Genomic DNA, 17,995 nt, shown 5'->3' with positions numbered 1-17,995 from the left:
GCGATGGGGAAAGCGCGGATCATGCGCCAGCGGCCGTGGGGGCACGGCGGCCGGCACACGCCGCCGAGTCCGCCTCAGTAGTGGTAGACGCCCTGGCCGGTCTTGCGGCCCAGGCGGCCGGCGGCCACCATTTCCTTGAGCAGCGGGCAGGGGCGGTACTTGCTGTCGCCCAGCTCGCGCAGGTAGACCTCGAGCACCGACAGGCACACGTCCAGGCCGATCATGTCGGCCAGGGCCAGCGGGCCGATGGGGTGGTTGCAACCCAGGCGCATGCCGGTGTCGATGTCCTCTGCCGTGGCCAGGCCTTCGGCCAGCACGAAGAAGGCCTCGTTGATCATGGGCACCAGGATGCGGTTGACCACGAAGCCCGGGGCGTTCTTCACCGTGATGGCGGTCTTGTTCAGGCGGCCGGCCACGTCTTCGACGGCGGCGTGCGTGACGTCGTTGCTCTGCAGGCCGCGGATCACCTCGACCAGCGCCATCATGGGCACGGGGTTGAAGAAGTGCAGGCCGATGAAGCGCTCAGGATGCGTCACCGTGGCGGCCAGGGCCGTGATGGAGATCGACGAGGTGTTGGTGGCGATGATGGTGTCGTCGCCGACGATGCCGTTGATCTGCTTGAGGATCTGCACCTTGATGTCGAAGTTCTCGGTCGCGGCCTCGATCACCAGGTCGGCGCCCTTGAGCTTGCTGTAATCCGTCGTGCCCAGGATGCGGCCCTTGGCGGCATCGGCGTCGATCTCGCTGATCTTGTCCTTGCTGGCCAGGCGGTCCAGGCTCTTGGCGATGGTGGCCTGGCCTTTTTCGACGGCGGCCAGCGAAATGTCCACCATCACCACGGGGATGCCGGCGGTGGCGAAGGCTTGGGCGATGCCGTTGCCCATGGTGCCGGCGCCCACGACGCCGACGGATTGGATGGTCTTGCTCATGTCTGAATCCTTGGTCTTCTTCACGTCACCGATGCCGCCCCGCGCGACCGGGTCGCGCCGCCATGCCTGGCATGGCCGGGCTCGGGCCAACCCCCGATTATGGGCGCACCCCCCCGGGCGCCGGGGCGGCGGCCTAGGGGCAGCTGCCTAGACCGGTCTGGCGTGCCCCTCCGGTGCGCGGGGCGCCGCGACCCGGCGCGGCCGGGCCGTGAGCCTCGGCGCATCAGCCGGGCTGCCAGGCGCCCGACCAGTTAGGCGGTGCGCGCAATGCCCATGCCGGTGGTGCTGGATGGGGCGGGCGCCCGCTTGCCGCGTGCGATGATGGCCGTCGGTGCATGGGTGTGCACCGCTTTCACTGGGAGTTTCACGTGTCCGAATCCTTTGCATTCGCCCCTCCGCCCGTGGTCAGCCTGGCCATCGAGGGCAGTTCGCAGCGCTTCCCCGTGCGCCGCATCTTCTGCGTGGGCCGCAACTACGCCGCGCACGCGCGCGAGATGGGTGCCGACCCCTCGCGCGAGCCGCCGTTCTACTTCAACAAGTCCAATCTGCACCTGGTGCCCAGCGGCACCACCCTGCCATACCCCACCGAGACGCAGAACTTTCACCACGAGGTGGAGCTGGTCGTCGCCATCGGCAAGCCGGCCTTCCGCATCGACACCAGCGAGGCCGCCAGCGTGATCTGGGGCTATGGCGTGGGCCTGGACATGACGCGCCGCGACCTGCAGGACGCGGCCAAGCAGGCCCGCCGTCCCTGGGGCACCAGCAAGGACTTCGAGGGCGCGGCCGTGGTGTCGCCCCTGGTGCCCGTGGCCCAGACCGGGGTGCTGACGCAGGGCGCCATCACGCTGAGCGTGAACGGCCAACTGCGCCAGTCGGGTGACCTGGCCGATCAGATCTGGAACGTGGACGAGGTGATCGCCAACCTGTCGCGCCTGTATCACCTGCAGCCCGGCGACCTGATCATGACGGGCACGCCCGAAGGTGTGGGGCCCGTGGTGGTGGGCGACGTGCTGGAAGGCCAGATCGCCGGCCTGGGCGAGGTCAAGCTGACCCTGAGCGCCGCCGTCTGACGGGCCCGCGCCGGCCGCTGCCCCGGGCGAGTCGCGCGGCAGGCTGGGTGACCCGCCCGATGGGGAACCGGACGGTCAACCCGACGGCCTGGCTGGTTGATGGGCTGGATGCAGCATGGTCCGATGGTCGTTGATTGAGAAACGGCAACCGGGTCATACTGCTTGTAAAGGGGTCAGCGCCGCCAGAAACGCGGGGTGAACAGCACCAGCACCGACATCATCTCCAGCCGCCCCAGCAGCATGCCCAGCGAGCAGACCCAGATCTGGAAGTCGTTCAGTACCGAGAAGTTGCCGGCGGGCCCCACCTGGCCCAGGCCGGGGCCGACGTTGCTGACCATGCCCAGCACGGCCGTGAAAGCGGTGACCATGTCGAGACCCGACGCCAGCAACACCAGGGCCAGCAGCACGATGGTGCTGCAGTAGATCAGCATGAAGGCCATCACGGCCCAGACCACGTCTTCGGGTACCGGGCGGTTGCCCAAGTTCAGCGGCAGCACCGCGCGCGGGTGCAGGATGCGCGCCAGCTCGCGCCGGGCGACCTGCACCAGCACCAGCATGCGGATCATCTTGATGCCGCCACCGGTCGATCCCGCGCAAGAGACGAAGCTGCCCAGCAGCAGCAGCAGAACCGGCAGGAACGACGGCCAAAGCGCATAGTCCACGGTGGTGAATCCCGTCGTCGTGGCCACCGAGACCACCTGGAAGGCGGCCGTGCGGAAGGCTTCCCCGGGAGAGACGATGGTTTCGGTGCTTTGCAAGACGAAGTGGGTGATGAGGATGCAGGTCCCCATCACCGCAATGTAGGCCCGCACTTCGGCGTCTCGGGTCAGGATGCCCACGCTGCGCTGGCGCCATAGCACGAAGTAACGCGCGAAGCTGATGCCCGACAGCAGCATGAACAGGATGGCCAGCCACTCCAGCGTGGGCGAGTTCCAGTAGGCAAAGCTCTGGTCGTGCGACGACAGGCCACCCAGGCCGACGGTTGTGCACATGTGCATGAAGGCGTCGGCCCAGCTCATGCCGCCCAGGCGGTAGGCGAAAAAGCACACCAGCGACAGGCTGAAGTACACGCTCCACAGGCCGCGTGCGGTTTCGGCAATCCGGGGCGTCAGCCGCGTGTCCTTCATGGGGCCGGGCATCTCCGCCTTGTACAGCTGCATGCCGCCCAGGCCCAGGAAGGGCAGCACCGCCACCGCCAGCAGCATGATGCCCAGGCCGCCGATCAGCTGCATGAAGCAGCGCCAGATGTTGACGGACAGGGGCAGCAGGTCCAGCCCGGCGAGCGAGGTGGCGCCGGTGCCGGTCAGGCCGCTCATGGCCTCGAAGTAGGCGTTGGTGAAGTCGATGCCCTCGACCTTGAACAGGAACGGGATGCAGGCGTAGGCCGGCAGCACCACCCACACCAGGGTCACGAGCAGAAAGCCGTCGCGCACCGACAGCTCGCGGGCGGCCCGGCGCGTGCGCTCCCACAGCCACAGGCCGGTGGTGAAGGTGAAGGCAAAGCTCCACAGCCAGACCTTGGTGTCCTTGCCGTGGGCTTCGCCGAAGAAGTCCCAGGCCATGGGCACCCAGAAGGCGAAGGAGAAGGCCATGATGACCCAGGACAGGGCCAGGAAGGCAGCGTCGAATCGCTTCATGACGGTATGGGGTATGCCGCAGTGTGCGTTTTCATCAAAACGGGAAACGACTGATACTGGACTTGCTCGTTCAGAGGAACGTGGCCTTGACCTGGAACAGCTTCTCCACCTCGCGCACCAGGCGCTTGTGCGGCAGGAACAGGATCAGGTGGTCGTCGGTCTGGATCTCGGTGCCGTGGTGCGGCATCAGCACCTCGACGCGCTCGTCCACCGTGCGCACGATGGCGCCGAACCGCACGCCCTCGGGCAGCTTGATCTGTTCGATGCGCCGGCCCACCAGGTGCGAATGCTTGGCGTCGCCGTGGGCAATGCCCTCCAGCGCCTCGGCCTGGCCCCGGCGCAGGCTGTGCACCGCGGCCACGGCGCCGCGCCGCACCTGGCGCAGCAGCTCACCGATCACGGCTTGCGCGGGCGACACGGCGATGTCGATGGCGCCGCCCTGGATCAGGTCGGCATAGGCGCGGCGGTTGACGATGGCCATCACGCGGCGGGCACCCAGGCGCTTGGCCAGCATGGCCGACATGATGTTGTCCTCGTCGTCGCTGGTCACGGCCACGAAGAGGTCCATGTCACCCACGTTCTCGTCCACCAGCAGGTCCTCGTCCGACGCGTCGCCCTGCAGCACCAGCATCTCGGACGGCAGGTCTTCGGCCAGCGACTTGCAGCGCTCCAGGCTGGACTCGATCACCTTGACCTGGCACATGCCTTCCAGGCTGCCGGCCAGGCGTTTGCCCACGCGGCCGCCGCCGGCGATCATCACGCGCCGCACCGGCACCTCGGGGCCGCGGATCAGCCGCAGCGCATCGCGCACCAGCGCGCGGTCGACGATGAAGAACACCTCGTCGCCCGGGAAGATGCGCACCGACGGGTCGAGCGGGATCTCCTTGTCGTTGCGGTAGACGGCGACCAGGCGCAGCTGGCAATCCGGGTTGCGGGCGCTGAATTCGGCCAGCGTGCGCGTCGCCATCTCGCTGCCCGTGGCCACGCGCACGGCCACCAGGTGCGCGCGCCCCTGCGAGAACACCAGCACCTGCAGGGCCTCGGGGTACTCGATGAGCTGGTGCATGTAGCGCGTGACCGAGGCCTCGGGGCAGATCACCTGGTCGACGGCGAAGCCCTCTTTGGTCAGCAGGGTTTCGCCCTCGACGAACTCCTGCGAGCGCAGCCGTGCGATGGTCTTGGGGATGTTGAAGCGGCTGTAGGCCACCTTGCAGGCCACCAGGTTCACGGCGTCGTCGGCCGTGCACGAGATGAACAGGTCGGTGTGTTCGGCTCCGGCCTGGGCCAGCACCGACGGCTGGGTGCCGTCGCCCATGACGCCGCGCACCTCGATGCGGTCCTCCAGCGACCGCAGGCGCGCGCCGTCGGGATCGATCACCGTGATGTCGTTCTGTTCCGAGGCCAGGGTCTCGGCCACGCTTTCGCCAACGCGGCCGGCGCCCAGAATGATGATTTGCATGCGGTCGCCGCAGTGGTCATGGGGTGTCGAATGATAGGGGCTGACGGGGCGTACGTGCGGCCAGGATGACGCCTGGCCCGCGTGCGCCCAGGGCGTGTGCCCACGCCGCCACACGCGCTCGCCGCGGGGTGTGGCCCGCCTGCCTGCGGGGGCCGTGGCGCGGGATCGGCCGGCCTGGGCGACGGCCGGTGGCTTGGTGGGAAGGCCGACGGGGCGGGGCGAACGCACGGTGTCGGGCTGGGCCGGCCAAGACGCGCAGAGCGGGCGCGGCGGCCCATCGGCTGGCGCCCCGAAGCCGGCGCTCAGACCGCGCCGAGCTGCTCGAACAGCGGGTCGGGGGACTGCGCCAGCTGCTCGCCCAGGCGCGCGGCCTCGCGGTAGTGCTGCCAGCGCGGGTCCCAGGCGGCGCGCAGCGCGGCGGCATCGGCGTCGTCCAGGCCGGCCTGCGCCGTCGCCCGGGCCACGGCCTGCGCCACCTCGCGTGGGCTGCTGGCCTGGTATTGGGCGGTGCGGCGCTCGCCCTGCTCCAGCGTGGCCAGGGCCAGCACGCCGGTGCGCTGCCGCTGCAGCTGCAGCGCCACGGCGTGTTGCAGCTCGTGCGCGCGCACCAGGCTGGCCTCGTCCCACACCGGCAGCGACCACCAGACGGCGTGGCCCAGCTCGGGCCGCAGGGCCACGCGCTGGGCGCCTGCGTTGATGACCAGCAGCTGCTGGGGTCGGTCGTGCACGTCGTGCAGCGGCTGAAAGCGCCAGGGGCCGTCGTCCTCGAGCGGAAAATCTTGGGTGTATCCCAGGGTCCCCGATGAAAACGCATCGAAGGCGGCTGCATACTCGCTCAATGGGCAGGGCGCGCGCTGGCGCTCGAGCCGGGGCACGAAGGCGATGGGGCCGACGCGGATCGCCAGGTCCCACTCGCCCAGCACGTGGCCCAGCATCGCCTGCGCCATGTGCCGGGCCAGGCCTTGCTGCTCGGCGGGCCAGGGCGGCAGCGCCAGGTGCAGGCCCACCAGGCCGTCGCAGTCGTGGTGGCACAGCCAGACCTGGTGCGTGGCCAGGCTCAGGCCGTCCTTCTGCAGGGCAAAGCGCGTCTGTGGCACGCGCGAGCGAAAGGCCTGCACCGCGTGCAGCGCCAGGCCGCTGGCGTGCTGCACCAGCGTCAGCAAGTCGGGAAAGCGGGCGCTGTTGCCATGGGCCGTCACGCGCAAGGCGCGGCGGCCGCCCGCGTGGGCTGCGGGCTGGGCGTCGAGCTCGATCGACAGCGCGGGGGCCACCGGCTGCAGCAGGGCGTTGGCCGCCTGCAGGAACGCGGCGGGGGCCAGGCCCGCCAGCCGCAGCTCATGGGCGCGGAAGGCCTGCCAGAACGCCTCCGCCTGTTCGGCGGCCAGACCGGCCATGCGGGGCGTCAGTGGGCGGCGCCACGGGCCGCGTCGGGCGTGGCCTCGCGCTCCAACTGCTCGCGGTAGCGCGCGCGCATGGCGGCTTCGGATTCAGGGCCGGCGGCGCTGGCGCCGATCTGGTCGGTGATCATGGCGTTCAGGGTGGGCATGACCGAGCGCGGCGGCCAGCTGTCGGGCTGCCACAGCTGGCTGCGCATGAAGGCCTTGGCGCAGTGCAGGTAGACCTCGCGCACGGCCACCTCGATCACCAGCTTGGGCCGCTGGCGCTCGTGGGCAAAGGCCTCGCAGGCGGCGGCGTCGTCGCGCAGGGTGGCCAGGCCGTTCACGCGCAGGGTTTCGTCCATGCCGGGGATCATGAACAGCAGGCCGCAGCGCGGGTCGTCCAGCAGGTTCTCCAGCGTGTCGAGCCGGTTGTTGCCACCGGCGTCGGGCAGCCACAGCGTGTGCGCGTCCACCACCTTGACGAAGCCGGGCGCGCCGCCGCGGGGCGAGGCGTCGAGCAGCGCGCCCGCCGTGCCGTCACTCGCCATCCCGGCGCTGGCCAGCACGCAGAACGGGGCGTGGGCGATGAAGCGCGTGGCGTGCGGGTCCAGCGCGGGCAACTGCTTGTGCAGGGCACGCTCGCCGGGCTGGGCGTAGAGGGCGCGCAACTGCTCACGGGTGCGAAGGGTCATGGGGGCTGCTCCTGGGCGGGGTGGGCGGGGCTGGCTGCGGGTTACCAGCCGTCGAAGGCCTGCCCGTCGTGGTTCAGGAAGGCGCCGCGTTGTGCGTCTCCGAGGCGGGCGATGGTGTCGCGCATGCTGCGGACGCTGAAGGCCGGCGTCAAGGGGGCGGCGCTGCCACCCATGTCGGTTTGTACCCAGCCGGGCGACAGCGCCACCAGGCACAGGGCCGGCCAGTCACGCTGGGCGGCGGCCACGGCCATGTTCAAGGCGGCCTTGCTGGCCCGGTAGACCCAGGCATCGCTGCCGTCCACGCTGCCGATGTGGGCCATCTCGCTGCTGATGAACACGAAGCGGCCCGGCCGGAAATGGCCCGGCTCGGCATGGCCCGGCCTGGCATGGCCAGAGGCCGAAGCGCTCGAGTCGTGCGGCCGCACCTGCGGGCCCAGGGCCACCAGCGCCTGCATGGCGCCCCACACGTTGGTGTGCATGGCGCGGTCGAACTCGGCCTGGTCGGGGGCCACGTGGGCGTTCGCGGCGGGAAACACGCCAGCCACGTACACGGCCACATCGACGGGCTGCGCCGCCAACACCGGCACCAGGGTCTCGACGGCACCGGGCCGGCTCACGTCCAGCACATGGGCCTGGGCGCCCAGCGCCTGCAGGCGCGCCACGCCGGCGGCATCGCGGGCGGTGGCCAGCACCTCGTCGCCGGCCTCGCGGTACTGGCGCACGAACTCCAGGCCCAGGCCGCGCGAGGCGCCGATGACCAGCACGCGCTGCGTCACAGCAGCTCCACCGCCATGGCCGTGGCCTCGCCGCCGCCGATGCACAGCGTGGCCAGGCCCTTCTTCTGGCCGCGCGCCTGCAGCGCATGCAGCAGCGTGACCAGGATGCGCGCGCCGCTGGCACCGATCGGGTGGCCCAGCGCGCAGGCGCCGCCGTTCACGTTGACCTGCTCGTGCGGCACCTTCAGGTCGTGCATCAGGGCCATGGGCACCACGGCAAAGGCTTCGTTGATCTCCCACAGGTCCACGTCGCTCACCTGCCAGCCTGCCTTGGCCAGGGCTTTTTCGGTGGCGCCGATGGGGGCGGTGGAGAACCACTCGGGCTCCTGCGCGTGCGTGGCGTGGCTGGCCACGCGGGCCAGCGGCGTGCAGCCCAGCTTGCGGGCGGTGGACTCGCGCATCAGCACCAGCGCGGCCGCGCCGTCGTTGATGCTGGAGCTGGAGGCCGCTGTCACCGTGCCGTCCTTCTTGAACGCGGGCTTGAGCGTGGGGATCTTGTCCAGCTTGACCTTGCCCGGGCCTTCGTCGAGGGTCACCACGCGCTCGCCGCTGCGGTCCTTCACGGTGACCGGGGCGATTTCGGCCGCGAAGGTGCCGGCTTCGGTGGCGGCCTTGGCGCGCGTCACGCTGGCGATGGCGAAGGCGTCCTGCTGTTCGCGCGTGAAGTGGTACTTGGCAGCGCAGTCTTCGCCGAAGGTGCCCATGCTGCGGCCGGGTTCGTAAGCGTCTTCCAGGCCGTCCAGCATCATGTGGTCGAAGATGCGGTCGTGGCCCATGCGGTAGCCGCCGCGGCCTTTGAGCATCAGGTAGGGCGCGTTGGTCATGCTCTCCATGCCGCCGGCCACCAGCACCTCGTGGCTGCCGGCGATGAGCATGTCGTGCGCGAACATGGCCGCGCGCATGCCCGAGCCGCACATCTTGCTGAGGGTGACGGCGCCGGCGCTCTTGGGCAGGCCACCCTTGAAGGCCGCCTGCCGCGCCGGGGCCTGGCCCTGGCCGGCCAGCAGGCAGTTGCCGAACAGCACCTCGGTCACCAGTTCGGGGGCGATGCCGGCGCGCTCGACCGCGGCGCGGATGGCCACGCCGCCCAGGTCGTGCGCGGAGAGGCTGGCGAAATCGCCCTGGAAGGCGCCCATGGGCGTGCGCGCGGCCGAGACGATGACGACGGGATCGGGGGTGGACATGCGGATCTCCTGATGGTGTCTGTTATAGGGTATGGGGTTGCTGCCGTTTGAATGAAAACGGCAGCAGGGTGATACTGTTCATTCAGAGGGTTCGGTTTCGCTGACGCTGCCGGCATCGACCGGGTCGGAGGGCGCGTCGTCGTCGGCATCGACCTCGGCGCTGTGGGCGCTGGCCGCCTGGGCCATGCCGAAACGGCGCGCCGGGTCGTAGGGGAACACGTCCATCACCTCGCCACCCTTGATGCGCGTCTGGTGGTCCTGCCAGAACTTGGGGTCCAGCAGGTCGCCGTGGTGCTGCATGAAGATGTCCCGCACGCGCGGGTTGCCCAGCAGGAAGGGGCCGAAGGTCTCGGGGAAGACGTCGGTGGGGCCGACCTTGTACCAGACCTCGCCGCTCATCTCTTCTTCCTCGTTGCGCGGTTTGGGCACCTTGCGGAAGTTGCAGTCGGTGATGTATTCGATCTCGTCGTAGTCGTAGAACACCACCTTGCCGTGGCGCGTGACGCCGAAGTTCTTCCACAGCATGTCGCCGGGGAAGATGTTGGCGGCCACCAGGTCCTTGATGGCGTTGCCGTACTCGACCACGGCGTGCTGCATCTGGGCCGCGGCGCTCGGGTTGTCGTCGCCGGCGTCGAAGGCTTCCTGCAGGTAGATGTTGAGCGGCACCATGCGGCGCTCGATGTACAGGTGCTTGATGATGACCTCGGTGCGGCCGTCGCCGTCGCGGTCCGAAATCTCGAGCAGGCTGGGCGCGAACTTCTGGATTTCGGCGATCAGCTCGTCCTCGAAGCGCTCGCGCGGGAAGGCCACTTCCGAGAACTCCAGCGTGTCGGCCATGCGGCCCACGCGGTCGTGGTGCTTGACCAGCAGGTACTTGCTGCGGATGAGTTCGCGCGTGGTGTCCTTCTGGGGCGGGTAGTAGTCCTTGATGAGCTTGAACACGAAGGGGAAGCTCGGCAGGTCGAACACCAGCATCACCATGCCCTTGATGCCGGGCGCGATGCGGAACTTGTCGGTGGAGTGGCGCAGGTGCCAGAGGAAGTCGCGGTAGAACAGCGTCTTGCCCTGCTTGGCCAGGCCCAGCGCGTTGTACAGCTCGGCGCGGGGCTTGCGCGGCATCAGCGAACGCAGGAACTGCACGTAGCCCGAGGGGATTTCCATGTCGACCAGGAAATACGCGCGCGAGAACGAGAACAGGATCAGCAGGTCTTCTTCGCCGAACAGCGCCGCATCGATGTAGAGCACGCCCGGCGTGCGGTGCAGGATGGGCAGGGCGAACGGAATCTCGACGAAGCCGTTGATGAGCTTGCCCACCAGGTAGGCGCCCTTGTTGCGGTAGAACAAGGTGGCCAGCACCTGGATCTGGAAGTTGGGCCGCAGCTTGATGTTCGCGAGCTGCCACAGCATGGCGTCGGCCACGCGGCGGCAGTCGCGCGCCAGGTCTTCGAATCCGCAATGCAGGCCGAAGGACTCGACCACCTCGCGCACCGTGTCGGCCATGGTGGCCAGCTTGGGGTAGAAGGCACGGTAGGTGGGGCGCTCGTTCTCGTCCTCGACCTCCATGTACTCCGTGCTGATGCCGGGCCGCACGAAGATGAAGTCGTTGTGGAAGTAGCTGCGGTGCAGGATCTTGGTGGTGACCGAGTTGAAGAAGGACTCGGCCAGCTCGGGCTGGCGGTGGTTGACCAGCATGCCCAGGAAATGCAGCTTGACCTGGTGCCAGATGCCCATGGCCAGGTCGCCCGCCTGGTACTGCTTCTCCAGCCGCCGCACGCACTCGTTCACGCGCAGGTCGTAGAACTCGATGCGCTCGCGCTGCGCGCGCTGCTGGCCGTGCCAGTCGGCCGTTTCGAAGCGGTGCTGGGCGCGCGCCGACTCGGTGCGGAACAGGTGGTAGTGGCGGTTGAAGCCGTCGACGATGGCCTTGGCGATCTCCCAGGCCAGGGGCGAGTCGAGCTGCGTGGGGAACAGGGATTCGGGGGCTTGGCTCATGGGGCGTGACAGCGGTGAATCAGGACAAGGCGCCGGGGATCGTGGTCATGGCTTCTGGTTGCCGTCCCCGTGGCGCACGGAAATGAAAAGCGCAGTATGGGCGGATGGCCGTTGTTGACAAAACGGTGATCACTCCATACTGCCTGACTGGATCAGGAGCGATCCAGCGTGCGCACGGCGTCGACCGCCGCCTTGTAGGTGGTGGCCAGGCCTTCGTTGTTGCTCAGGTCCATGTGCAGGTCGTGCACCAGGCCGTCCTTGAGGCCGTAGCACCAGGCGTGCAGCGTGACCTTCTGGCCGCGTGCCCAGCAGTCCTGCATCACGGTGGTGTGGGCGACGTTCACGCACTGCTCGATGGCGTTCAGCTCGCACAGCACGTCTTCGCGGTCCTGCTCGGGCACGCCGTCGAGCAGCGCACGGTGGCGATCGCGCACGTCCTTGACGTGGCGCAGCCAGTTGTCGGCCAGGCCCACGCGCATGTCGTGCAGGGCCGCCTTCACGCCGCCGCAGCCATAGTGGCCGACGATCATCAGGTGCTCGACCTTGAGCACGTCCACCGCAAACTGGATGGTGGACAGGCTGTTCAGGTCCGTGGGCACGACGACGTTGGCCACGTTGCGGTGCACGAACACCTCGCCCGGCGCCAGGCCGATGACCTGGTTGGCCGGCACGCGCGAGTCCGAGCACCCGACCCACATGTACTTGGGCTGCTGCTGGGCCTGCAGGTTGCGGAAGAAGCCGGGCTTCTTCTCTTCAACGCGGCGCGCCCACTCGCGATTCTTCTCAAACAGCTCCGGATAGTCCGGTTGTTGGCTGTGGTCCATGGTTCGTCGTTGCCTTTGCTCGAAAAGGCGGGCGGGCCCGCCTACCGGCTACATGGTTTCCGCGAACAATTCGCGGCCGATCAGCATGCGCCGGATTTCGCTGGTGCCTGCGCCGATTTCATACAGCTTGGCATCGCGCCAGAGGCGCCCCAGCGGGTAGTCGTTGATGTAGCCGTTGCCCCCGAAGATCTGGATGCCGTCGCTGGCCATTTGCGTGGCCCGCTCGGCGCACCAGAGGATGACGGAGGCGCAATCCTTGCGCACGTTGCGCACGTGCTCGGCCCCCAGATTGTCCAGGTTCTTGCCCACGGTGTATGCAAACGAGCGCGCGGCCTGCAGCACGGTGTACATGTCGGCCACCTTGCCCTGGATCAGCTGGAACTCGCCGATGCTCTGGCCGAACTGCTTGCGGTCGTGGATGTAGGGCACGACGTTGTCCATCACGGCCTGCATGATGCCGATGGGTCCGGCCGACAGCACGGCGCGCTCGTAGTCCAGCCCGCTCATCAGCACCTTGGCGCCCTGGTTCAGGCCGCCCAGGATGTGGGTTTCGGGGACTTCCACGTCCTGGAACACCAGCTCGCCCGTGTGGCTGCCGCGCATGCCCAGCTTGTCGAGCTTTTGCGCGATCGAGAAGCCCTTCATGCCTTTCTCGATCAGGAAGGCCGTGACGCCGCGCGCGCCCAGCTCGGGCTCGGTCTTGGCGTAGACCACCAGCGTGTCGGCATCCGGGCCGTTGGTGATCCACATCTTGCTGCCGTTGAGCAGGTAGTAGCCGCCCTTGTCCTCGGCGCGCAGCTTCATGCTGATCACGTCGGAGCCGGCGCCCGGCTCGCTCATGGCCAGGGCGCCCACGTGCTCGCCGCTGATGAGCTTGGGCAGGTACTTCTGGCGCTGGGCCTCGGTGCCGTTGCGCTTGATCTGGTTCACGCACAGGTTGGAGTGCGCGCCATACGACAGGCCCACGCTGGCGCTGGCGCGGCTGATTTCCTCCATGGCCACCATGTGGGCCACGTAGCCCATGTTGGCCCCGCCATAGGCCTCGGGCACCGTGATGCCCAGCACGCCGAGCTCGCCCATCTTGCGCCACAGGTCCATGGGGAACTGGTCGTTGCGGTCGATCTCGGCCGCGCGCGGCGCGATCTCGGCGGCGGCAAACGCCTGCACGGCTTCGCGCAGTGCGTCCACGTCCTCACCAAGCTGGAAGTTCAATCCGGGCATGCTCATGGGGGTCTCCTGGTCATCAGATCGCCATCTGCGGGCGGGTGCTTGTGTTGCTGACGTTGACGTTAACGTCAAGCGGATCATTATCCGCCTGACGGGCTGCGCCGCTGGGCGCGCGCCGGGGCGGCCGACAAGTTGGCGCGTTTGGCGGCCGGTTTGGCGGCTTTGGCAACGGGGCGTGGCGTGCGGCGGGTGGTGGGCTTGGGCGTGTCGGCTGTGGCTGAGGGCGCATGGGCCTGCACCTCGCCTTGCGCGGACGCCTGACGCAGCAGCGCGCGCGCCTCGCGTTCATGCGCGCGCACCTCGGCCAGCGTGGCCTGCAGCTCGGTCATGCGCGCTTCGAGCTGCAGCCGGTGTTCGCCCAGCACCTGCAGGAAACGCTCGAGCTGCGGCCTGGTGTCGCGGGGCGAGTCGTACATGTCGATCAGCGCCTTGGCCTCGGTCAGCGACAGGCCCAGGCGCTTGGCGCGCAGCGTGAGTTTGAGGCGCACGCGGTCGCGCGCCGAGTACACGCGCTGCTGGCCACTCGCGCCCGTGCGCTCGGGCGTGAGCAGGCCCATGTCCTCGTAAAAGCGCATGGCGCGCGGCGTCAGATCGAACTCGCGGGCCAGGTCGCCGATGCGGTAAGTGGTACTCATGAGGGCCCCTGCAGCGGTTGCCTACGTGATTGACAGTGCAGCCGACCCCCACCCTAGAATGGTTCAAATCCATCGCATGGATGGACTCGGCCTGCGACACGTTGAACCCACGTCAGCTGCACAAGCCCGTCATGCTAACCCAGGGTCCCGACATGAACGCTTCCGAGCTTGAGCGCGCGCTCACCTACCCCCTTGGCGACCAGTTGCCCGCACTGGGCCAGGCCCTCACGGTGGCGCCCGGCATCAAGTGGCTGCGCATCGGCTTGCCGTTTGCGCTCGACCACATCAACCTGTGGCTGGTGCGGGACGAATGGGATGGCCAGCCGGGCTGGGCCATCGTCGACACCTGTGTGGCCCAGCCGCATGCCCGCGAGCAGTGGCAGCAGATCTTCGAGCGCGAGCTCGAGGGCTTGCCGGTGGTGCGCGTGATCGTCACCCACATGCACCCCGACCACATCGGCAATGCGCGCTGGCTGTGCGAGCGCTGGAACGCGCCCCTGTTCGTCTCGGCCACCGACTACCTCACGGCCAAGCTGTTCTCGGGCGATCGCGGCTCGGAGCAGGGCGGGGCCATGGCGGCCGAATTCCTGCGCCAGCACGGCCTGCTCGACGAAGCGGCGCTCGAGGGCATTCGCGGCCGGACCAGTTACTACCCCAGCCTGGTGGACGGGGTGCCGCTCGAGTACATCCGCATGCAGGACGGCGACCGGATCCAGCTGGGCCAGACCGAGTGGCGCTGCATCTCCGGCTATGGCCATGCGCCCGAGCACATTGCGCTGCACTGCGAGGCCTTGAACGTGTTGATCAGCGGCGACATGGTGTTGCCGCGTATCTCGACCAACGTGAGCGTGCACGCCACCGAGCCGCGCGCCAATGCCTTGCAGCAGTTCCTCGACTCGCTGCGCAAGTACGAGCCGCTGGCGGCCGACACCTACGTGCTGCCGTCGCATGGCAAGCCCTTCATGGGGCTGCACGAGCGCCTGCGCCAGCTGCATCAACACCACCGCGACCGCCTGGCCGACCTGCTGGCCGCCTGCCAGGCCAAGCCCATGAGCGCGCACGATGCGCTGCCGGTCCTCTTCCACCGCCCGCTTGACCTGCACCAGACCACGTTCGCCATGGGTGAATCGGTGGCCCACCTGCACAAGCTCTGGGCCGATGGCGCCGTGACCCGCACGCAGGATGAGAATGGGGTGTATCGGTTTGCTGCCGTTGCTTGAATCATCGTTCTGATCGAGTACTCCTGTGTCAGTCGACAAACTGGGCGTCAAGGCGCCATCGAGCGGCGCATGGGTCGTCCGCCGGCACGTTCCGGACTGCCTTGGCACATCCAGACCGGGCTGCCCCCGCTCAAGCCGGCTCGTGACTCACCAGCCGCAGGCCGCAACGCGCATTGATGGGTCTGCCACACAGGCGCGCCCTGCACAGGCCTGCCACCCCGGTGGCGGTTGCGATGCGCGTGGCGCTCACCGCGCGTGCGCCACGGGGCTGGCGCCAGACACGCTGGCGCGGTGAAGCAGGGCAGGTCTCGCATCGCTGGGCGGGCCACAACGCGCCTGCGGTTGGCGGTCGTTGAACGGGGGCAAGTCGATCGAACCCAAGCCGCTGTGCAGACGGCCGCTGCCGCACGTCTTGCGCCGCGCCTCTCCAGCCGTAGGCCGCACCCCAACACATGTGCGGACTGAGCCTGGCGCAGGCCATCACCTGGTGCGTGGACCACCCTGCACCGCGCTGGCCCCGCGTTGATGGCGGGCGCGGTCAGGTGCCCGGCAGCCGCCTCAGTACGACACGGTCATCGCCGCCAGGTCGATGTGCACCAGCGGCCGGCCCAAGGTGGCGCTGGCGGCGCGGGCAAACGTGGGGCCCCACTCGGGGTCGTCCAGCCGGCGGGCGCCGGCATCCCGGGCGACGACCAGCACCTTGTCCACCAGCAGCAGCTTGCCCGTGGGGCGCAGGGGTTCGCAGTCGAGCGCGGTGAACTGCGCGTCCAGCCAGGCGCGGGCCTCGGCGTTGGCCATGGCCGGCAGGTGGTCGAGTTCAAAGCGCCATTCGGTGTGCTCGTCTTGGGTGATGCGGACCAGGCTTTGCATGAGGCCTCCAGCGGGTGATGGGGCATTCTAGGAGGCCGGTCCGGGGCGCGCAGCCCGAGGCTCGCAGCCCGGGGCGCGCAGCCCGCGGCCGGGCGCGCGTGGGCTGCGGGCGACTGACAGCGCCGGCCCCGCATGTCAGCATGCCGGCATCTGCCCGGCGGTGGCCCTGGGCATCTCGAGGCGACCATGACACACACGCACCGTTACCCGCTGGACGGCATCACCGTGCTCGACCTGGGACAGGTCTACCAGGGCCCGTACTGCGGTTTTTTGCTGGCCACGGCCGGCGCCCGCGTCATCAAGGTGGAGTCGCCCCAGGGCGATCCCACCCGCAGCACGGGGGGCAGTTCGCTGCCGTTCGCCATGCTCAACGGCAACAAGGAGTCGGTCTGCATCGACCTGAAAACGCCCGAGGGCAAGGCCGCCTTCCTGGCGCTGGTCGACCAGGCCGATGTGCTGATCGAGAACTTCGTGCCCGGCGTCATGGCCCGCCTGGGGCTGTCGCCCGAATCCCTGCTGGCGCGCAACCCACGCCTGGTCTACGGCTCGGCGTCGGGCTATGGCTCCAGCGGGCCCTACCGCGACATGATGGCCATGGACTTCACCATCCAGGCCATGTCCGGCATGCTCAATGCCACGGGCGAGCCCGACGGTCCGCCGGTCAAAACCGGCCCCGCCGCGGTCGATTTCCTGGGCGGGGCGCACCTGTACGGTGCCGTGACCACGGCGCTGTTCGAGCGCGAGCGCACCGGGCGCGGCCGCATCTGCGAGGTGGCCATGCTCGACGTGGCCTACTTCACGCTGACCTCGTACATCGGCGCTTTTGTCGACAACCCGGGGTTTGTGCCGCGCACCGGCAACCGCCACGCCGGCCTGGGGCTGGCGCCCTACAACCTGTACGCGGCCCAGGACGGCTACCTGGCCATCCTCTGCATCAAGGATGCGCACTGGCAAGGCGTGGCGCGCGCCATGGGGCGGGAGGATCTGGCGTCCGATGCGCGCTTTGCCACGCACGCCCAGCGCGCGCAGGACATGGCCTTCATCGACGAGCTGGTGGGCACGTGGACGCTGACCCGAACCCGCGCCGAGCTGGCCGAGGCGGCGCGCCGGCACGGGTTTCCGGCGTCGCCGGTGCGCAACCTGGGCGAGGTCATGCAGGACGACCACCTGCATGAGCGCGGCGCGCTGGTCGAGCTGGACCACCCCTTGCTGGGCCGGGTCACGCTGCCCACCAACCCCATGCGCTTTGCCGGGCTGCCGGCGATGGCCTTGCGCCCCAGCCCCACGCTGGGTCAGCACAATGCCGACTGGCACGTGCCCGGTCGCTCCGGGACTTGAAGGGGTATCGGTCGATCGCCGATGTGACATCATCGGCAAGGTGCTGATACCCCTTGATTCAAGGGTGTGTCGCCACCAGCCGCTGGTACTCGGGGTGCTTCTCGATGTAGCCGCGGATGAACACGCAGGTGGGGATCACCTGGAGTTGGTGCTCCGCCGCGTAGTCCAGCACATGGCGGGCGATGGCGCCGCCGATGCCGCGGCCGCTCAGCTGTTCGGGCACGACGGTGTGCAGGTAGTTGATGCCACCCGGAAAGCGCTCAAACGCCTCGTACGCGGTGAAGCCATCCAGGTGCAGCTCAAAGCGTTGCGCCGCTTCATTCAGCACAATCGGTGGAAGGGTCATGGTGCGGTCCCGCAAAAAGCCTGCAGTGTGCCCGACACCGCGCCCGGACGAGCGGGCGTTGGGGGTACGCAGTTCACTGCACCTCCTTCGATGCGCGGATGCTCAGGCGCAGGCTGTCTGAAGGAGATCGGCGCCTTCACCGACCCGACACCGGCCCTGTGCGGGTGGGCTGCAGCGCCGCCAGACGGTGCAAAAGAGGCGCCTGCACCCGGCATGACCGACGACGCCTTGCGCCGGCAGATGGGGCAGGCCGCCGTGGCCGCCGCCAAGGCCTTGAACCACGTGGGCGCCAGCGCGCTGGTGTTCATCGCCCAGCCGTCTCGGGGGCATGCCCCTCCGCGGGCCGAGGCACCCGGCACAATCGCCGCATCGCCAGCGCGCGGCACGCACCGCAGGCCGTGCCTGGCCCCCTGACCT

General features: G+C 68.9%; 16 protein-coding genes and 1 pseudogene. 4 read left to right on the top strand and 13 right to left on the bottom strand.

All coding sequences use genetic code 11. The features are described 5' to 3' along the window. Positions 1-74: 74 nt before the first annotated feature. A complete protein-coding gene (locus tag CCO03_RS18745; protein ID WP_087283561.1) occupies positions 75-929 on the bottom strand; it encodes a 3-hydroxybutyryl-CoA dehydrogenase in 855 nt (284 codons plus the stop codon). Positions 930-1,297: 368 nt separating this feature from the next. Between CCO03_RS18745 and CCO03_RS18740 the strand changes: the two genes are divergently transcribed. Then, entirely contained in the window at positions 1,298-1,999 is a 702-nt protein-coding gene (locus tag CCO03_RS18740) for a fumarylacetoacetate hydrolase family protein (RefSeq protein WP_236903939.1), read from the top strand. A gap of 173 nt (positions 2,000-2,172) precedes the next feature. Here the strand turns inward: CCO03_RS18740 and CCO03_RS18735 are convergent, their stop codons facing one another. From CCO03_RS18735 to CCO03_RS18690, 10 genes and pseudogenes are all read right to left on the bottom strand, one after another. After that, a complete protein-coding gene (locus tag CCO03_RS18735) occupies positions 2,173-3,636 on the bottom strand; it encodes a TrkH family potassium uptake protein (protein WP_087283558.1) in 1,464 nt (487 codons plus the stop codon). Between the two features lie 70 nt (positions 3,637-3,706). Next, entirely contained in the window at positions 3,707-5,095 is a 1,389-nt protein-coding gene (trkA, locus tag CCO03_RS18730; protein ID WP_087283556.1) for a Trk system potassium transporter TrkA, read from the bottom strand. A 302-nt stretch (positions 5,096-5,397) separates the two neighbouring features. Then, positions 5,398-6,489, bottom strand: a complete 1,092-nt coding sequence (locus CCO03_RS18725) for a hypothetical protein (RefSeq protein ID WP_087283554.1) — start codon at positions 6,487-6,489, stop codon at positions 5,398-5,400. Between the two features lie 8 nt (positions 6,490-6,497). Next, positions 6,498-7,166 carry a pyridoxamine 5'-phosphate oxidase family protein gene (locus CCO03_RS18720; protein WP_087283550.1) on the bottom strand — a complete coding sequence of 223 codons (669 nt, stop codon included), beginning with the start codon at positions 7,164-7,166 and terminating at the stop codon, positions 6,498-6,500. A gap of 41 nt (positions 7,167-7,207) precedes the next feature. Further along, entirely contained in the window at positions 7,208-7,942 is a 735-nt protein-coding gene (locus CCO03_RS18715; RefSeq protein ID WP_205690336.1) for an SDR family oxidoreductase, read from the bottom strand. Beyond that, positions 7,939-9,126 carry an acetyl-CoA C-acyltransferase gene (locus CCO03_RS18710; RefSeq protein ID WP_087283548.1) on the bottom strand — a complete coding sequence of 396 codons (1,188 nt, stop codon included), beginning with the start codon at positions 9,124-9,126 and terminating at the stop codon, positions 7,939-7,941. Before CCO03_RS18710 ends, CCO03_RS18715 begins: the two co-directional genes overlap by 4 nt. A 78-nt stretch (positions 9,127-9,204) precedes the next feature. Further along, positions 9,205-11,118 carry a bifunctional isocitrate dehydrogenase kinase/phosphatase gene (aceK, locus tag CCO03_RS18705; RefSeq protein ID WP_418236033.1) on the bottom strand — a complete coding sequence of 638 codons (1,914 nt, stop codon included), beginning with the start codon at positions 11,116-11,118 and terminating at the stop codon, positions 9,205-9,207. A 152-nt stretch (positions 11,119-11,270) separates the two neighbouring features. Then, on the bottom strand, positions 11,271-11,942 hold the full coding sequence (gene can / locus CCO03_RS18700; protein ID WP_087283546.1) for a carbonate dehydratase: 672 nt from the start codon (positions 11,940-11,942) through the stop codon (positions 11,271-11,273). Between the two features lie 48 nt (positions 11,943-11,990). Continuing rightward, complete coding sequence (locus CCO03_RS18695; RefSeq protein WP_087283544.1) at positions 11,991-13,169, bottom strand: isovaleryl-CoA dehydrogenase; 1,179 nt, start codon at positions 13,167-13,169, stop codon at positions 11,991-11,993. Positions 13,170-13,351: 182 nt separating this feature from the next. Next, positions 13,352-13,804 (bottom strand): annotated as a pseudogene (locus tag CCO03_RS18690) (MerR family transcriptional regulator); the annotation flags it as partial. A gap of 152 nt (positions 13,805-13,956) precedes the next feature. Between CCO03_RS18690 and CCO03_RS18685 the strand changes: the two are divergent. Further along, the gene (locus CCO03_RS18685) at positions 13,957-15,024 is read left to right on the top strand and encodes an MBL fold metallo-hydrolase (RefSeq protein WP_087284928.1); all 1,068 of its coding nucleotides are present in this window, start codon (positions 13,957-13,959) and stop codon (positions 15,022-15,024) included. Between the two features lie 558 nt (positions 15,025-15,582). Here CCO03_RS18685 and CCO03_RS18680 read toward each other — a convergent pair. After that, positions 15,583-15,894, bottom strand: coding sequence for a hypothetical protein (locus CCO03_RS18680; RefSeq protein WP_087283538.1), 312 nt, complete (start codon positions 15,892-15,894; stop codon positions 15,583-15,585). A gap of 186 nt (positions 15,895-16,080) precedes the next feature. Between CCO03_RS18680 and CCO03_RS18675 the strand changes: the two genes are divergently transcribed. Then, complete coding sequence (locus CCO03_RS18675; protein ID WP_087283535.1) at positions 16,081-17,232, top strand: CaiB/BaiF CoA transferase family protein; 1,152 nt, start codon at positions 16,081-16,083, stop codon at positions 17,230-17,232. A 58-nt stretch (positions 17,233-17,290) separates the two neighbouring features. Here the strand turns inward: CCO03_RS18675 and CCO03_RS18670 are convergent, their stop codons facing one another. Beyond that, positions 17,291-17,578: a GNAT family N-acetyltransferase gene (locus CCO03_RS18670; protein ID WP_087283533.1), complete on the bottom strand. Its 288-nt coding sequence runs from the start codon at positions 17,576-17,578 to the stop codon at positions 17,291-17,293. A 213-nt stretch (positions 17,579-17,791) separates the two neighbouring features. On the opposite strand from CCO03_RS18670, the gene CCO03_RS18665 reads away from it, so the two are divergent. After that, on the top strand, positions 17,792-17,992 hold the full coding sequence (locus CCO03_RS18665; RefSeq protein ID WP_087283531.1) for a hypothetical protein: 201 nt from the start codon (positions 17,792-17,794) through the stop codon (positions 17,990-17,992). The last annotated feature ends 3 nt before the right edge of the window (positions 17,993-17,995 follow it).

It is taken from the genome of Comamonas serinivorans, assembly GCF_002158865.1.
Classification (GTDB): Bacteria; Pseudomonadota; Gammaproteobacteria; order Burkholderiales; family Burkholderiaceae_C; genus Comamonas_E; species Comamonas_E serinivorans.
This window is presented reverse-complemented; position numbering and strand designations above follow the sequence as displayed.

Bases quoted from the DNA above. Each gene is read 5' to 3' on its own strand.
- CCO03_RS18720 (WP_087283550.1), bottom strand. From the start codon at position 7,166: ATGACCCTTCGCACCCGTGAGCAGTTGCGCGCCCTCTACGCCCAGCCC.
- CCO03_RS18665 (WP_087283531.1), top strand. From the start codon at position 17,792: ATGACCGACGACGCCTTGCGCCGGCAGATGGGGCAGGCCGCCGTGGCC.
- CCO03_RS18680 (WP_087283538.1), bottom strand. From the start codon at position 15,894: ATGCAAAGCCTGGTCCGCATCACCCAAGACGAGCACACCGAATGGCGC.
- CCO03_RS18685 (WP_087284928.1), top strand. From the start codon at position 13,957: ATGAACGCTTCCGAGCTTGAGCGCGCGCTCACCTACCCCCTTGGCGAC.
- CCO03_RS18725 (WP_087283554.1), bottom strand. From the start codon at position 6,489: ATGGCCGGTCTGGCCGCCGAACAGGCGGAGGCGTTCTGGCAGGCCTTC.
- CCO03_RS18670 (WP_087283533.1), bottom strand. From the start codon at position 17,578: ATGACCCTTCCACCGATTGTGCTGAATGAAGCGGCGCAACGCTTTGAG.
- aceK (WP_418236033.1), bottom strand. From the start codon at position 11,118: ATGAGCCAAGCCCCCGAATCCCTGTTCCCCACGCAGCTCGACTCGCCC.
- CCO03_RS18675 (WP_087283535.1), top strand. From the start codon at position 16,081: ATGACACACACGCACCGTTACCCGCTGGACGGCATCACCGTGCTCGAC.
- CCO03_RS18710 (WP_087283548.1), bottom strand. From the start codon at position 9,126: ATGTCCACCCCCGATCCCGTCGTCATCGTCTCGGCCGCGCGCACGCCC.
- CCO03_RS18735 (WP_087283558.1), bottom strand. From the start codon at position 3,636: ATGAAGCGATTCGACGCTGCCTTCCTGGCCCTGTCCTGGGTCATCATG.
- CCO03_RS18695 (WP_087283544.1), bottom strand. From the start codon at position 13,169: ATGAGCATGCCCGGATTGAACTTCCAGCTTGGTGAGGACGTGGACGCA.
- can (WP_087283546.1), bottom strand. From the start codon at position 11,942: ATGGACCACAGCCAACAACCGGACTATCCGGAGCTGTTTGAGAAGAAT.
- trkA (WP_087283556.1), bottom strand. From the start codon at position 5,095: ATGCAAATCATCATTCTGGGCGCCGGCCGCGTTGGCGAAAGCGTGGCC.
- CCO03_RS18745 (WP_087283561.1), bottom strand. From the start codon at position 929: ATGAGCAAGACCATCCAATCCGTCGGCGTCGTGGGCGCCGGCACCATG.